At 39.8% G+C, this 16,772-nt stretch carries 10 protein-coding genes; 7 read left to right on the top strand and 3 right to left on the bottom strand.

The annotated features are described in order from the left end of the window. Positions 1-114: 114 nt before the first annotated feature. Positions 115-2,994, bottom strand: a complete 2,880-nt coding sequence (locus PAUR_RS23200) for an insulinase family protein (protein ID WP_192510084.1) — start codon at positions 2,992-2,994, stop codon at positions 115-117. A gap of 106 nt (positions 2,995-3,100) precedes the next feature. On the opposite strand from PAUR_RS23200, the gene PAUR_RS23195 reads away from it, so the two are divergent. From PAUR_RS23195 to ushA, 3 genes are all read left to right on the top strand, one after another. Beyond that, positions 3,101-3,526, top strand: a complete 426-nt coding sequence (locus PAUR_RS23195; protein WP_192510083.1) for an MAPEG family protein — start codon at positions 3,101-3,103, stop codon at positions 3,524-3,526. Between the two features lie 106 nt (positions 3,527-3,632). Continuing rightward, positions 3,633-3,818 (top strand): hypothetical protein, encoded by a 186-nt coding sequence (locus tag PAUR_RS23190; protein ID WP_192510082.1) that lies wholly within the window; start codon positions 3,633-3,635, stop codon positions 3,816-3,818. Positions 3,819-3,888: 70 nt separating this feature from the next. Further along, complete coding sequence (gene ushA, locus PAUR_RS23185) at positions 3,889-5,487, top strand: bifunctional UDP-sugar hydrolase/5'-nucleotidase UshA (protein WP_192510081.1); 1,599 nt, start codon at positions 3,889-3,891, stop codon at positions 5,485-5,487. A gap of 112 nt (positions 5,488-5,599) precedes the next feature. Here the strand turns inward: ushA and PAUR_RS23180 are convergent, their stop codons facing one another. Together PAUR_RS23180 and PAUR_RS23175 are read right to left on the bottom strand one after the other, a co-directional pair. Beyond that, positions 5,600-6,526, bottom strand: a complete 927-nt coding sequence (locus tag PAUR_RS23180; protein ID WP_192510080.1) for a hypothetical protein — start codon at positions 6,524-6,526, stop codon at positions 5,600-5,602. Next, on the bottom strand, positions 6,526-7,293 hold the full coding sequence (locus tag PAUR_RS23175) for a PhnD/SsuA/transferrin family substrate-binding protein (protein ID WP_318782648.1): 768 nt from the start codon (positions 7,291-7,293) through the stop codon (positions 6,526-6,528). The genes PAUR_RS23180 and PAUR_RS23175 overlap by 1 nt, the downstream gene beginning before the upstream one ends. 344 nt (positions 7,294-7,637) lie before the next feature. On the opposite strand from PAUR_RS23175, the gene PAUR_RS23170 reads away from it, so the two are divergent. From PAUR_RS23170 to PAUR_RS23155, 4 genes are all read left to right on the top strand, one after another. After that, entirely contained in the window at positions 7,638-8,495 is an 858-nt protein-coding gene (locus tag PAUR_RS23170; protein WP_192510078.1) for a S1/P1 nuclease, read from the top strand. Positions 8,496-8,522: 27 nt separating this feature from the next. Then, positions 8,523-11,642: a TonB-dependent receptor gene (locus PAUR_RS23165; protein ID WP_192510077.1), complete on the top strand. Its 3,120-nt coding sequence runs from the start codon at positions 8,523-8,525 to the stop codon at positions 11,640-11,642. 274 nt (positions 11,643-11,916) lie between these two features. Further along, entirely contained in the window at positions 11,917-15,126 is a 3,210-nt protein-coding gene (locus PAUR_RS23160) for a TonB-dependent receptor (protein ID WP_192510076.1), read from the top strand. An 811-nt stretch (positions 15,127-15,937) separates the two neighbouring features. Then, positions 15,938-16,756 carry a hypothetical protein gene (locus PAUR_RS23155; RefSeq protein WP_192510075.1) on the top strand — a complete coding sequence of 273 codons (819 nt, stop codon included), beginning with the start codon at positions 15,938-15,940 and terminating at the stop codon, positions 16,754-16,756. Positions 16,757-16,772 lie beyond the last annotated feature (16 nt).

The following is a 16,772-nucleotide window of genomic DNA, read 5'->3' as shown; positions in this document are numbered from 1 at the left end:
TGAGTGATAATTAAACGACATTAATGTGTTTCGATGTTCGTGACTTGGCTGAAGTGTAAATTGTGTCGGCTAAAGTAAGGGGGAACACACCTGCGTTCACCCCACTGTATTGGACTATTTCATTTTTATTTGCTTATAAAGTTCCTCTAAAGAGTGCACAACCGTTTGGTTTGGCAATTGCGCAAATGGTTCATCCGCAAACTTCTTGCCTCTCATTTGAACGTTAATTCTAGGCGCTGTGTTATTCAGCATTGTTTGTTGATAATACGATTTGATGTCACTCAATGACAATTGCGCCACCGCATTAATTAACTTGTCCATTGAGTCATAGTCATAACGTTCTCTATACCAATCAGCGATTAAAGGTCGTAATTCATCCCCTAAATTCTTAGGTTCTTCTTTTAAAGATACTAACAATGCATTTTTCAGATCAGTAAACGTTGCATCATCCAAATCATTCAGCGTTTTGCTATATTGCGTTTTAAATAGGTCAAAACGTGCCTGCATTTTTTTTACATCATTCACCGGAGTTTGAATATATAACCCTATCGCGGAATAGTCATCAATGCTTTGTGCGGTTACGCCAACCGCATAGGCTAATTGCTCTTCTGTTCTTAGGGTTTCAAATGCATGCTGACTAAAGTGTGATTTAAGTAATAAGCCAGCCGCTTTTTGTGTGTATCCTGGCGTTGGGTTAACATACATATCGACGATAGCCACATCTGCAACATCTATATCCTGCTGCCATACTAACGTCTGTCCTGCTTTTGGCACTAGGTGTTTAGATTTTGTGTATTGGGTGATCAATTTCGCTGCTGGCAGTACTTCATTTATTTTAGCTGCAATGACAGCCAATTCTGCTTGCTCATAATTTCCATAACTAAACACTCGAATATTATTTTCGGTTAACGTTTGTTGCTGTAATGCATTAAACTCGGCGACAGTGATACTGTCTAGCACCTCTAATTGAGCGCCCAAGTCATAATTTCCGGACCGTATAAGCTTTGAATATTGGCCAAACGCCTGACGGAATGGGAATTGCTTTTTAGCGTTTAGTAACCCGCGGCGATATCTATCCACCGCCTGAGAAAATGTTACCTCATCTACACTTAGCTCAACACTTTTTAGTGCTTGACTTACAAGCGTTGGTTGCTTATCAGTAAAGCCTGAAACCGATAAAATTAAACCATTGCTCGGTGCCAAACTAACCGACATACCAGCGACACTCGCTTCTGTGATCAAACGACTTTGTTGTAAGCCAAACAGATCTGCCCACAAATGCATTGCCACATCGTGTTTGATACTCGTATTAGGTGTTGCAGTATTGATAAAAATATCCATTGACCCTTTCGGTTGGTGAGAAAACCGCTCACTCGCTGAATGCCATATGGTGATCCGCTCATCATTGTATACCTCAGAAACACCTGCTTTTGCTTGTTTAGCTGTGGTTTTAATATCGAACTTCTGTGGTAGTAAGCGGTTGATTGATGGTAACTCTAAGTTAAGATCTGTCGCTTTATTCCAATTTGCAACTTCTTCATCACTGATCTTTGCGATTTGATACTTACCATCATAAAAGTGCAGTTGGCTATCCGCAGGCTCTTGTTGACTGATATACCATACTCGCAACCGTTCAGGCGTTAATTGCTCGAGCACATTATTAACCGCTTTTTTATCAAACTGTGCGTAATGATAACCTGAATTCAACACGTGATTTAGCGGATATTTTTGCATATTATCGGCTAAGTTACTGACATAACTAAATTCATCTCCCTTTTCTAAAAACTGGAACTCATTACTAAGAGACGTGTTGATCTCATTGAAGTATTTACTATCTACACCTTGCTTTTTAATTAACGAAATATATTGCATAACAGCCGCGACAATATCTGAACGCTTTGCCATACCCGCATCCGTTAAATTGATATCAACCGTTAACGAACCATAGTTGCCATACATGGCGGGACTTGCATAGGCTGTTAAACTAGAAATCCATCCTTTGTCTTTGAGCACTTGTGCAGGCCCACCGGTCATTTCATTACTCAATAAATATGTGACAAAATAGTTGGGTTTTACTGCGAAATCAGCGCTATTGTTCTCGATGGTAAAGTCAATTTTTAGCTGCTTTACATCTTCATTAGGTACATAGTGAATCCGTTTTTTGCCCACTGTTGAAAAGTCGATGGCTTTGACGACTTCTGGCTTCTCGATATTTTTATTTTCAATTGTGGAAAAGTATTTTTTCGCTTTTAACGCCATTTCCTGAGTCGGTAAATTGGAAATCATGGCGACTTTCATTATATTCGACGAATAATATTGGTTGTAAAATGCCACCGTTTCTTGGTGCAAGTTGCTGTCTTTTTTATCACCCAATGTTTCTAAATTACCGATTAAAAAGCGGTTGGCGGCATGATCACCCAGCATATTTCTAGAGAGTTTGAATTGACCAAAAAAATCCATTTCTCTGCGCATTGACCATTCTGCATTTACGGCATTTTTTTCTTTATCTGTGTATTCAGGGTAAAGCTTCGGCGCTTTAAAAAAATCAGAAAATCTATCAAGTCCTTCGTCATAAGCATCATTGTTCACTTTAAACATATAATTGGTGATATCAAGCCAAGTATAAGCGTTATGAACGCCCCCATTTTGCGTCATAAAATTGGTATACCCTTTTGAATCTGGGTAACGCTCAGTCCCCAGAAAAAGCATATGCTCAAGATAATGTGCCATGCCTTGTTGACTCATAGGGTCATGAAGCAACCCGACCCCCACACTTAATGCAGCTGCCGACTTTTCTACTTTTGGATCTGAGATCAATAACACATCGATACCATTTTCAAGTGTCATTGTTTCATATTGTCGAGTATCATTTGGACTGACAATTAAAGAGTCTGAAATCAAAGAAGCTGAAACGCTATTATTGACCGTTGATGTCGTAGAGCAGCCCGTAATGACGAACAGCGACAGTGCACTTAATGCGAATAATCTTTTCATATACTTTCCATAATAAATTTACTATTTAATATAGTCATAATTTCCTTGCCAATTTGCAATCATAAACGTACTTTGTTTGTAACACTCTGTAAAAAGGCATCTTAATATGCAGCACACTCCGTTACTTTTAGTCATATTCGCTATGTTTGGCCAAACTCTACTCACACTTTTGGTGATGTTTATTATGGGTAAACGCCGATTCAAAGCGGCCAAGAATAAGTTAGTCGATAAAAATGCATTTAAAACGATGGATCTGACGACCGCGCCCGAAGATGTCATCGTTGCGGGAAGAAATTTCAGTAATCAATTTGAAATTCCTATGCTATTTTTCGTTGTATGTGTGTTGGCTATTGCCTTGAATAAAGTGTCATGGGTCTTTGCTCTGGGTGCGGTGCTTTTCGTGATTTCTAGACTAGTCCATAGTTACATACACCTCAGTACCAATCATGTACTCATGCGATACCGCACATTTCTTATCGGCTGTGTCTTTCTTATTATTCAATGGGCAGCAATAATATTCACACTTTTATAACAAAAGGTTATAAAAAAGCATCACCTTGTAACCTATTGTTCTTTTCCTCTTGAAATATTTTGATAGGATAAGCCCCGAAAAATAAAAACAATCGGGGCTGTCTAGGATGAATAACGAAAAAGAAATCTGTGATTTTGGGTTGCATAGTGGTGAATCATATCGTGATTTGCCTGTGACATTTTTAAATTGGATGGTTGAAACCGATCATTTAAAGTCTCACATTGCCAAGAATGAACTGCAACGAAGAAGCATGGCTGTACAATCAGCGAATGAGGTATCAAAAAACTCCTAATATTTGCATTTATTCTTAGAGCTTTTAGTTTAAACTAGGGCCTAACTATTTTATTCCACAAAATTATATTATGCGCATAACTTTGTTCGCGAGTTGCTTGCTTTTATCGGCATGTAACTTATTACCGACGTCTTCTGATAACACCTCGGAATCTAAAGCCAAATACTTAACTGTTTTGCATACCAATGATCATCATGGCCGCTTTTGGCATAACGAAGATGGTGAGTATGGCATGGCAGCTCGAAAAACACTCATAGATGAATTACGACTTACCGCAGCCAATAAAGGTCATCGTGTTTTACTGCTCTCTGGTGGTGATATCAATACTGGGATCCCTGAGTCTGATTTGCAAAAAGCCGAGCCTGACTTTAAAGGGATGAGCCTAATCGGTTATGATGCAATGGCGATAGGTAATCACGAATTCGATAATCCCTTATCTATTTTAGACAAGCAAATTGCTTGGTCTAACTTTCCTTTGTTATCAGCCAATATTTTGAACAAAGACGATCACTCTCACGCCTATCAACCTTATACCATTATAAATAAAGGTGGCTTAACCATAGGTATTGTCGGTCTAACAACGGTAGATACTGCAAAAATTGCTAACCCTACTTATATTGGGGAACTAGATTTTGTGGAGCCATCAGCTATTACCAAACAGGTCGTTGATGAAATTCGTGCAAAACAAAACATCGATGTCATGATTGCAGTAACTCACATGGGCCATTATCACGATGGTAAATACGGAATAAATGCGCCTGGTGACGTAACGTTAGCACGTGCACTAGCACCGGGGACATTAGACATTATTATTGGTGGCCATTCTCAAGAACCCATTTGTGTAACTGATACAGGTGCTGAAGACTCGCATTTTGCGCCTGGTAAATCATGTCAGCCAGATCAACAAAATGGCACTTGGATTATGCAGGCACACGAGTGGGGTAAGTACGTCGGCAAAGCAGAGTTTAAAATTGAAAATGGCCAGAAATCACTACTAAGCTATGAACTCATCCCGGTCAACCTTAAAAAAGCCGATGGCAATTATGTTCAATCGCATATAAAACCTGACAAAAAGCTACAAGACTTCCTACAACCTTATCAATCTATCGGTGAAAAGCAATTAGCTAAAAAGGTCGGGTCAATCGACAAATACTTAGATGGAGGCCGAAATACCGTTCGGTTTAAGCAAAGCAAACTGGCTGACTTGATCATAAAGGCACAAATGGCTGCGGTGAACGCTGATTTTGGCCTTATCAGTGGTGGCGGTATACGTCATAGTATTAAAGCGGGTGATGTCAGTTATAAGGACGTACTAAAAGTACACCCATTTAAAAACAGGATCACAAAAATTACCTTTACAGGTGAGCAACTATATCAATACCTGAATGTTGTTACTCAATTTCCTGCAGATTCAGGTGCTTACTTACAGTACTATGGTATAACATTTGATATTGAATCTGGAAAATTAGTCAACTTAAAGATAAAGGGTGAGGCATTTCAAGCTGATAGAACTTATACCATGAGTATTAACAGCTATAATGCCGCAGGTGGAGATGGCTACCCACTGCTTAATAAACACTCAGGGTTTGCTTCGAGTGATTTAACTGACTCTGAAGTATTGATCAATTATCTCCAAAACCACTCTCCAATTAAAGTCGACCAGCTATAATCTAGACTTTAAAAGGCATAGCGCCTATATGGGCTATGCCTTAAGTTCAATAACAGACCTCTACACATGCATCAGTTAGTTGCTGCGTTTAATTGTCACGTTGTAAATTTTGTTACTTCCCGATCACTTCAATATCTGCGAGCAAAACGTCAGATAAGCCATAACTATGTAATTTAGAACGGGAGCCCTCACCATGTGCTTTTGGTGGGTAATACTTCATTTTAAGCTCGCTATGTTCAGCCATGATCTCATCTAATGCAGCTCTTATCTCACTTAATGTTTTTTCCAAACTCGAAGAAAAGTTAGGACGCTTACGAATGGTGTGTCCTAATGTAATTAACCTGTCAAAATACTTGTCAGCGATTACCATTAATTCATCGGGCACATCTTTATTCTGATTTAGTATTACGTCAGGTTGCACTTCGCAGAACTCGACCAACGCTAAATAAAAACACAGTGGTTTATTGGCAAGCTTAACCGCATCTTCCTTCGCACAATTGAGCATAATTGTTTTAGTATATAGGTCAACAACCAATCTTTTTGGTATTTTTGACTCAACATTTGTGTTGGTAGTACGCACTTTATCTCGTACAACCCCAGTACTCACCCAGCCAAAAAAAGCAGAATTTAATAACGCGAGAACAAATGGCAAGATATAGGCTGATTTGTTGTGCTGGGTATCAACATTAAAAGACACGTATATAGTACGATGTGCCGCAGCAAGCGGTTTTACCACAGTACTATCATGCTCTGGTAATTTAGAAATACTAATTTCTTTTAGTGATACCCTCGCCGCTTGGCTCCCAAGCCTGCGGTTTATTTTCTCGATATAAGATGCGACAACGTTTGGGTTGCCAGAATAGCTAAAAAACGGATCAGCAATGGGCAATGCATTTATGTCCAACGCAACGCGAGTAATAATTTGTGATGCTTGTTGATTTATGTCTTGTTCAATTTGTATAGTTTGTGCGCGATAAAATATTCCTGTGAAAATACCTGATATAACAATGAATAAAGTAATATTTTTCCAATGCGGCATCACACTTGCTCCCCTAAAAAGTGATAAGGTGATTTCTCGCATTGCCAATACTGTTGTAATGACTTGAAATAAGAAGAACTTTGCGAACGGGCAAGCGCGCTAATCACTGATTGTAACTCGCATGCTAAGTCTATATTCTCGTCATTCATTTTTAAAAACCATCGGCTGCCCACGATTTCGCCGCCAATTGGGACTATATAATTATTAGAAAAACGCACTTGGTCGTCTTTTCTCCAATATGACGAAATAATATCAACCTCGCCTTTTGCCAGTTTATCTCGTAATGACGTATGAGTACTCGCATAAACAATATCTAACGCGTCTAAATCAATATCTAACTGCTTAAACGCCTGTTTTGGTAATATATGGCCTGAACGACTGGTTGGGTAGTCAAGTAAGCCAATTCGTTTATCTAAAAAATAGGCTTTATTTAACTTAGGTTTCTCTTTATTTGAAATAAAAAACGCAGTGTAATTTTGATAACCAATAATAGGCCGGTAGTTGTGTGTTGATTCAGCCATGAGTGCTTGCATAACATTCTCTTTGCTTAATATCACATCCGCAACACCTTTGGCTAAAAACTCTATTTGCTCAGCTAAGTTGCCCCCCCAATATATTTCAACGTGCCCATACTGCTTGGCAACAACCTTACTCTCACAAAGCCCTTCTTTTATGTCTATGGCTAATCGTTCGATAGGAACATGCACCCGTAATACTGATTTATTTGCAATAGAAGAGGTCGTGCATTGGTAAGAATGTGTCAACACATGGGCTACATCATCTATGTTTGATTTACTAAAAGCCTGACCTAAAACCCAGCAGGCCCACATAGATAGAAACAATAATGTAACAATAGAGGGTTTATTGATTAGAATGTTATGATATCTCAAGGGTAATTTATTCTTATAGTGCCGACTTAGCCATTAGACCAGTAATCTTTACTTATTACAATAAGTAATTTTACTTAAACTCTATAAACCTTTGAATTAAATACTTTATTGACAAGAAATTATGAATCCCGTTAAGTCCTTTTTATTTCTTGAAAAATACGGACAATTGACCTTATCGAATAGTCGTCATTGGCGACTTTTTAACAATGAAGAAAATGCATATGTTAGTTAAAAAGCTCTCTGTAATTGCACTTGTGGGTGTATTGTCTAGTTCATTTAATGCCGTAGCATGGGGCCAAAATGGTCACCGCATTATTGGTAAAGTTGCTGAAGATCATCTAACAGAAACAACCACGAAAGCTCTGACCCCTCTTTTAGAAGAAAGTTCACTGGCGCAAATATCAACTTGGGCAGACGAAATGCGCTCTGACAGCAGTGACTTCTGGCGTAAAAAGTCTACAAAATGGCACTACATCAACATTAAAGATGCGAGCAAAATGCATAATCATGTTGACCATACGATTTCTTCAAAAGATCAAGTAAAGCACATCCTAGATGGTATTTACTACGCAAAAAACACCCTTCAATCTAATGATAAATCAATAGATGAGAAACGCTTTGCCCTGCGTTTTTTAGTGCACCTTGTGGGTGATAGCCACCAACCATTTCACGCAGGACGTGGCGAAGACCGTGGCGGAAACCTGATCAAAGTGACATTTTTTGGTGATAAAACAAACCTACATTCAACGTGGGACACTCGCTTAATTGAAAATGAGAGTCTATCTTACAGTGAGTTTGCAGAATTCATAAAAACGTCAAATAAAACCATTATAAGTGATTACCTTGATAGTGAGCCTGCAGACTGGTTATTAGAAAGCCATTATATTTCGGATAAAGTCTATAACTTAAATGAAACTGAAATAAGTTATGGGTACATTTATAAATATATGCCGACTGTAAGAACACGCCTACAACAAGGTGGTATTCGTTTAGCTGGCTTATTGAATCAAATTTTTGACAAAAATGCAGCGCCTTTAAAAGAAGCACTCAAGACTTCAAAAGTAACCGCTGTTAAATAAACTATTCAAAACACGGGAAACGACATAATGAAAACTCTATTGCGCAAAACAGCCCTATCACTTGCTATTGCAGCGAGCATCGGTGCAAGTGGAGCTGCATTTGCTAACGACACAGCTTCTAGTATGAAAGGTCAAGTTGTTGGTCCTCAAGGGAACCCCGCTGCTGGCACGAAAGTGACGATTATCCACACTCCGTCAGGCTCAGTGAAAACCACAGTGGTAAATGAAAATGGCACGTTTTCAGCAAAAGGGCTACGCGTAGGCGGCCCTTATCAAGTTATTATCGATTCGAACAAATTTGAAGATACATTGGTTGAAGACATTTATTTGTCTTTAGGTAAAACGTATCCCGTGACTGTTCAACTAAATTCTCAGCAAAACATGGAGCAGATTGTTGTTACCGGTCGCCCTATGACTATGCAATCTGGTGGTACAGGCCCTGCAACTCATTTCTCACTCGCAGACCTGCAAGAAAAACCTGCAATAAACCGTGATATCAAAGATATTGTACGTACTGATCCACGTATTTATGTAGATGAAAGCAGCTCTGGTGCCATTCAATGTGCTGGAGGTAACCCGCGTTTTAACAGTTTAACTGTTGATGGTATGCGCATGAACGATAACTTTGGCCTCAACCGCAATGGTTACCCAACTGAGCGTATGCCTTTCTCATTCGATTCAATTGCCCAAGTTGCTGTTGAGTTAGCACCATTTGATGTGCAATATGGTGGTTTCACATCATGTAATATCAATGCAGTAACAAAATCAGGTACCAATACCCTATCTGGTGGTGTGTTTTTTGATTACACCAATGACTCACTGTCAGGTGATAAAATTGATGGTAAAGAGCAAGCCATCGGCGACTACAATGAAAAGCGTTATGGCTTTAATGTAGGCATGCCATTAGTAGAAGATACGCTGTTCTTATTCACCAGTTATGAAAAGCTAGAAGGTGCACAAGTTTTTGAATATGCTCCGCTTGCAAACGGTAAAATAAGCCAAGCGACGATTGATAACATTGCGGCAATATCACTCGACAAATATGGCTATGATGCAGGTTCGCTTGTTCCTAGCATGCCAGTTGAAGATGAAAAGCTATTGGTAAAACTTGACTGGAACATCAACGATGACCACCGTGCAAGTTTTGTTTACAACTACAACGATGGCTTTACGTTATCTCAATCAGATAGCGGTTCTGATAGAATCTCATTGTCTAATCACTTCTATGAGCGTGGTGCAGAACTTCAATCATTCGTGACCTCTATTTACTCAGATTGGAATGACGTATTTTCGACAGAAATACGCGTCGGCTACTCTGAACTGGACAACCGTCAACTTTCTTTAGACCAAACATCTGGCTTTGGTGAATTCCAAATTAGAAACAACGACGTTACTGTTTATTTGGGGCCAGATGACTCTCGTCAAGCAAATAAATTAAAATACGACAACCTATCGTTAAAGTTTGCCGGTACATACTACCTAGACGATCACGAGCTATCATTTGGTTATGAGCGTGAAGAACTCGATGTATTCAACATGTTCGTACAGCACAATGAAGGTGAGCACCGTTTTGGTAGTATCGAAGACTTTGAAAACGGGGTTGCCCGTGTTTACTACGGTAATGCGTCATCGCATAACCCAGTCGATGCTGCGGGGGAATTTAAGTACGCATTAAATACCCTATACGCGCAAGATAAGTTCGACCTAATTGATTACGACATCACCCTAACAGCCGGTTTGCGCTACGACTGGTATACCAGTGACGATGTACCTGCACATAACCCAAATTTCCAAGAACGTTTTGGTTTTTCTAATCAGCAAAACCTAGATGGCGTTGACCTCATTCAACCACGTTTTGGCTTTAACTGGATTTACGACGACCAACTAGAAATTAGGGGTGGCTTTGGCTTATACTCTGGTGGTAACCCGAATGTTTGGATCTCAAATAGCTACTCGAACGATGGCGTACGTAACATTCAAGAAAATGAAAAGAATGTTCAACTACTAGGGCCAGATGCGGTTGCCTTTGTTGATGGCGGAAAAGCAGGGTTTGCAATCCCACAAGAATTGTACAATGCGGTAGGCTCTGGCAGCGCAGATGACAGCACTAACGTCACTGATCCTAACTTTGAACTACCATCAGAGTGGAAATATTCACTCGGTGCTACCTATGTCACTGAGTCTGACTATGTATTTACGGTTGATTACTTATATACCGACAAACAAGACTCTGCGATTGTACGCAACTTAACCCTTGCGAGTACCGAAACTGCTCCAGATGGTCGCCCTATTTATAACGATGACCTTCATTCTCGTAAGTCAGACTTGCTATTAACCAATGTCACGGGTGATGATGGATATACTCATGTTTTATCATTTGGCATGAACAAGTCATTTGATAACGGCATCGATGTGGCGCTTTCATATGCGTATACCATGTCGAATGATGTTCACCCAATGACAAGTTCAGTGGCATTTTCAAACTTCCACGGTATTGCCGCTCATGACCCGCAAAACCCTGGTGTATCTACGTCAAACTATGAAATTCCACACCGCGCCACCATGTCTTTATCGTACAAGCATGAGTTTATTGATGGGCTAGCAACTAAGTTCAGCGTATTTGGTCAAGCAAGTATGACCAACCCATACTCTTATACTTTCGATGATACCCATATGTTTGGCTTTGCCGATAATAAACGTGATCTCTTGTACGTACCGCGCGAGAATGACGGTTTAGTCGAATACGGATTCCATACAAATGATGCAGGGGAACGAGTTCCATTTCAAAAAACTGACTTTGATAAGTGGGTTGAGCGTGAAGGTTTATCACGCGGTGAAATTCAAGGCCGTAACTCGCAAGATGGCGATTGGTGGGTCACGTTTGATTTGAAAATTGAGCAAGAATTTGCCGGTTTCTCTGATAACCACAAAGGCTCGGCGTACTTCGTAATAAAAAATGTGGGTAACCTACTTAATGATAATTGGGGCACCCTCAACACCGGTAACTTTATGCAAAATGCCGTGACCGCATCAATAAATGACAATGGTCAATATGTGTTTCATAAATTTAATAACCCATCAGGTACTGACTTTGAAATTAAACCTTCATTGTACGAAATTCGCCTAGGGGTAAAATACGACTTTTAAGTTTTAACGGGTTCAAGGAGTTAACCCACCTGTAAAATACGATATTTATGAGCGGCTAAGGTGCTTAAATTGCAAATTAGCCGTTATTTATCAAGTACGAAGTAACCAATAAATAAGCTTAAATATTGTACTTTACAAATTAAACCGTTGCAGATTGAAACAACTGCTTTACTGCAACACACTATAAAAATACTGGTAATACTGAAAAGTTACAGCTTTTTGGCTATTCGCACAGTAGTAGTAATTTAAATAACCTTACACGGGAAACAACACAATGAAAAACGTTCGCTTGACTCAAGTAGCCGGCGCGTTAGCGCTCGCTTTGGGCGTATCTGTAAGTGCATTTGCATCTGATACGTCATCAGCCATGCGCGGTAAAATCACCACACCTGCTGGTGACGCTGCTGCCAACGTTAAAGTTACAGTTATTCACGAGCCAACAGGCACAACGAGCACATTCACAACCAATGACTCAGGTGCATTTATTGCCAAAGGTTTACGCGTTGGTGGTCCTTACCGCGTGGTGCTTGATTCTGATATTTACTCAGACACTGAATTAGATAGCATCTTTCTTGAGCTAGGTGACACGCATCGTCTTGTATCTCAACTTCAGCCTCTACAAAAAGTAGAAAAAATTGAAGTAACGGGTTACCGTATCGTACAACAAGCAGGCGGTTCAAACAGTGTGTTCGGTGCTGATACCATTGAAAATGCGCCGAGTTTTAACAACGATATTAAAGATATCGCACGTTTAAACCCACTGGCCAGTATCAACGGTTCAGGTGAGTTAACGATTGCAGGTAATAACCCACGCAGTAACAGCTTAACCATTGACGGCATCGGCCAAAATGATGACTTTGGTCTAGCTAAAAATGGTTACCCTACTGCGCAACCACCGGTTGCACTTGATGCTATTGAGCAAATTTCTGTTGACGCATCACCATTTTCTGCAAAAAAAGGTAACTTTGGTGGTGGTACCATCAATGCGGTCACTAAGTCTGGCTCAAACGAATACACGTTTACCGGTTTTTATGAGCAAAGCTCACCTAGCCTTGCAGGTAAAGTAGACAACGTCGAACAAATATTCGATGGCCGTGACCCTGTATTAGATGCTGATGGTCATAGAACTTATTCATCAAACCGCGCTGACACAACCATTACAGAAAGTCGTATGGGCTTCAGTACTGGTGGTGCCATTATTGAAGATGAACTTTTCTACTTCGTAAACTACAATGGTTGGAAACAAGAAAAAGACTTAGACTATGGTTTTGCTGGCTCTGGTGCTGGCAGTGAATTTGTTGTTAGTGAAACAGATTATAACCAATTCTTATCAACATTAAACAGTGTGTATGGTGTTGAAGATAGCTTAGGTGGCAACCCTGAAGATAACAGCGACAGTGTACTTGTAAAGCTTAGCTGGAACATCAGTGATGCACACCGTGCCGACTTCACATACCAGTGGCAAAATGAAGAGCAAGCGAAAGACTACCCTGAAGGTGGCAGCACAGTTCAGTTAAACTCAAGTCGTTATGCACTTACCACCAAGTTTAATAACTTCGCAACGAAAATTTACTCTGATTGGTCAGATGATTTCTCGACCGAATTTGGTATCGCATACAAAGACGTAAGCAACAGCAGTATCGTTAATTCTCCGCTAGGTGCAGTGAAAGTATACCTTGATGATGGTCGAGGCCCAGGCTTTGAGTTTGGTGCAACTGAGTTCCGTCACAACAATGTATCTGAAACTGAAACTTTAGAAATGACATTCGACGCAACTTACCTACTAGGTGACCATGAAATTGGGTTTGGTGCACAGTATAAAAACTTGCGCCTTTACAACTTATTCGCTGAAAATTCTCGAGGCTCTTGGACCTTTGGCAGCTTAGAAGACTTTGCTAATAAAAAACTACATTTCGACCGCGATAACTACCAGTTCACTTACGGTAATGCCTACACCAATGATGCAAACGATATGGCATACGATGCAACCCGTAGCCAGTTAGCCTTATATGTTGAAGATAAGTTTTACCCAACTGATGACTTAGAAGTCACAGCTGGTTTACGTTACGAGCGTTTGTCAACCAGTGATAAACCAACGTTAAACCAAAACTTCTTAAATACTTATGGCTATACTAACCAAGAAAACTTGGATGGCATCGACATTATCTTACCTCGCGTAGGTTTCAAATATTACGCGACTGAATCTCTGACAATTAACGGTGGTATTGGTCGTTTCCAAGGCGGTATTCCAAACGTTTGGTATAACGCGCCATTCCAAAACGATGGGTTAACCTATGTTGAAGCATCAGCAAACGCGATCAATGACTACTTCGAAAATGTTGACCAAGTTGATATTACCCGTGTACCAGATGCAGTTAAAAACTCGCTTGTAAAAGGTGCCGGTAGCACCAACTACACTGACCCTAACTTTGAGCTGCCTTCAAGTATTCGAGCACAAGTTGGCTTTGAATATGAATTTGATTCAGAACTACTAGGTGATGGCTTCAAATGGACAGCGGAGCTTGCCTATCATAAAAAAGAGAACGAAGCGGTTTGGCGTAACACTGCTATGAAAGCAGTGGGTACATCAGCCACTGGCCGTATCATTTATGACAGCATTTACGAAGGTGACTTAAAAGACAACTTCGATATTATGATGACCAACGCTGAAGAAAATGGCCGTTCTATCATTTTCAGTACTGCCCTTGCAAAAGAATGGGATAACGGTTTATATGTTTCAGCAAGCTACGCACACCAAGATATTGAAGATGTAAACCCAGGGAGTTCATCGCGCGCTCAAAGTAACTACCAATACGCAACTGTACACAGTCGCAACGTAGACTTAGTGGGCCGTGGTCACTACGAAGTGGAACATAGCTTCAAGGTTAGCCTAGCGTATAGCACTGAGTTCTTCGACGGCTATGCTTCTAAGTTTAACGTGTTCTTTGAACGCCGCTCTGGTCGCCCTCACAGTTATACGATGGGTTCGTATAACGACCGTGACCTAGGAGACCGTCGTGGGTTCGACCGGACATCAGCCTATCTTGCATATATCCCATCAGGGCCAGAAGATGCTAATGTAAACTGGGAAGACTCACGCCTATCGTGGAATGAGTTAGAAACCTTACTGAATCGCGCCGGTATCTCTGAACGCGGACAACTTTTAGACCGTAACACTGGAACACAGCCTTGGGTAACAACCATGGATGTGAGCTTCAAACAAGAGATCCCTGGTTTCTACCCTGAACACAAAGGTCAGATTTACTTCATGATCGAGAACTTCGCGAACTTGTTAAACAGCGATTGGGGCATTGAGAAAAAACTGCGCTTCTCAGATCAGAAAATTTATGACTTCGGTGGCTTAGATGAATCAAACCGCTTGATCATCGACTCAGCTCACAACGGCGCTGATGTACGTAACTACACTGAGATTGATGAATCTTCAGCGTGGCGCGCTAAAATTGGTATTCGTTACACGTTCTAATATAAATTGTGCACTTAAATACGTTATTTAAGTGCACTTTTGTAACAATACACTGTATAGAGTATCTAACACGCAAATTAGATAAACTCTAAAGGCCAGTGATCACTGGCCTTTTTTATGTGTACTTTATTTAATTCCGATATTTCATCCATCTTCAAAACTATATTATTCACATTTAAAATTGGAAAACCTAACTATAAAAAGCTGTAAGCTTGCATTTCAAAGGATTTTGAAACATGAACATTGAAAAAAAGTATCAAAACGCAACAACGTTGACACTTGTGAGTACCCTACTCATTAGCGCACCCGTATTTTTCATTTTGAGCTCCTTAATTCGGGGAGCAGGTGAATTTTATTACAGCACTATACTGTTTTCGTTATTCATAGACTTGTGTGTTAAAGCAATTCCGGCTGCCATCATTTATCTAGTCATTAAATATACAAAAAGTCAGGCCGGCTACCTGTTTTTAACTGTTTTTGTATCGGTTACTACCCTAATTATTGCATTTTCATACTATATGTTTATTTTTGGCAGCACGCTATTTCCCACATCCGCGCTGAGTATACTAATACTTGTTACACCGTATGTTATGTTGGTATCAGTATCTGGCTTAATTATTGGCTTAGCTTGCGTATTCTTATTAAAAAATAAATCGTAAAAAGAGTGAACGATATAACGTGAAGAACACCCAGTAATAACCAACATTAATTCATTATATTTACAGGACATAAAAAGGACATAAAATTATGATAACTTTATTATGTCACTAATGATTAGTGACATAATACTTAATTATTTAAAGGATTTATAATGAAATTAAAGTATATTACTTCAATCTTAGCTATTTCTCTAAGCTCTGTAACTTTTACAACGGAAGCAACACAGGCTGAAGCTACAACAGCAAGCTTGGGCTCTCTAATTCTCGACAAAGCAAAAAGCAAATTTGTTTCAAATGTAGGCTCTCTCCTTGGAGATGCTTTATTTGGTTCGCAAGGACCTCAATATGTCACTCTCAGCGAAGAAAGCCTCCAAGCTATCCAAGACCGAGTTAGAAAAGAGGTAATTAGAGATGCTGAATTTGATTTTATATCTGAGTTTAGATCTATCGATGCTAGCATGAAGCACTACAGTGATACTATCGCTCATACTGGAGAAGACTTGGCACTATTGAGTAGTTTATTAATAAAGGTAAATGATTTAACAAATCATAGAGCTATTGATTCACGTTATAATGATGACTACTTTTATTTAGCAGATACTTATGCGTTAGCAGCATCCCTTACTGTTTCTATTTACACTGAGCGATATTTAACTGGCTCTATATCCAAACAATCTGTATCTGTTAAAGCGAATCAACTAGCTAATTCGCTAAATACAATGTTTCTTGATAAAAAAAGTGCAGACTATCCTCTGCGTAAACGTTGTGATGAGCGTGACCCATATGACCAAGATACAGAGCGTTATTGTGTAATTTACGACCCATATGGTAACACTATCTTTAATGATTCTTATGATGGGCAAGAAGAATGGTATGAATGGCTAGATGGAGCCAACGAAGCTAAAGAGGAATATTACCAATCTAAATTTGCAAAAATTGAAGAAGTTATAGCTAAACTCCGAAGGTTTTAATCGAGCCTGTAACAGG

The sequence above is a fragment of the Pseudoalteromonas aurantia 208 genome (assembly GCF_014858725.1).
In the GTDB taxonomy this organism is placed as follows: Bacteria; Pseudomonadota; Gammaproteobacteria; order Enterobacterales; family Alteromonadaceae; genus Pseudoalteromonas; species Pseudoalteromonas aurantia.
Note: the sequence above shows the minus strand (reverse complement) of the source record. Positions and strands in the feature narration are given on the sequence as shown.

What these genes read in the sequence shown, in the direction of transcription:
- PAUR_RS23200 (WP_192510084.1), bottom strand. Translation starts at nt 2,994, where the DNA reads ATGAAAAGATTATTCGCATTAAGTGCACTGTCGCTGTTCGTCATTACG.
- PAUR_RS23195 (WP_192510083.1), top strand. Translation starts at nt 3,101, where the DNA reads ATGCAGCACACTCCGTTACTTTTAGTCATATTCGCTATGTTTGGCCAA.
- PAUR_RS23190 (WP_192510082.1), top strand. Translation starts at nt 3,633, where the DNA reads ATGAATAACGAAAAAGAAATCTGTGATTTTGGGTTGCATAGTGGTGAA.
- ushA (WP_192510081.1), top strand. Translation starts at nt 3,889, where the DNA reads ATGCGCATAACTTTGTTCGCGAGTTGCTTGCTTTTATCGGCATGTAAC.
- PAUR_RS23180 (WP_192510080.1), bottom strand. Translation starts at nt 6,526, where the DNA reads ATGCCGCATTGGAAAAATATTACTTTATTCATTGTTATATCAGGTATT.
- PAUR_RS23170 (WP_192510078.1), top strand. Translation starts at nt 7,638, where the DNA reads ATGTTAGTTAAAAAGCTCTCTGTAATTGCACTTGTGGGTGTATTGTCT.
- PAUR_RS23165 (WP_192510077.1), top strand. Translation starts at nt 8,523, where the DNA reads ATGAAAACTCTATTGCGCAAAACAGCCCTATCACTTGCTATTGCAGCG.
- PAUR_RS23160 (WP_192510076.1), top strand. Translation starts at nt 11,917, where the DNA reads ATGAAAAACGTTCGCTTGACTCAAGTAGCCGGCGCGTTAGCGCTCGCT.
- PAUR_RS23155 (WP_192510075.1), top strand. Translation starts at nt 15,938, where the DNA reads ATGAAATTAAAGTATATTACTTCAATCTTAGCTATTTCTCTAAGCTCT.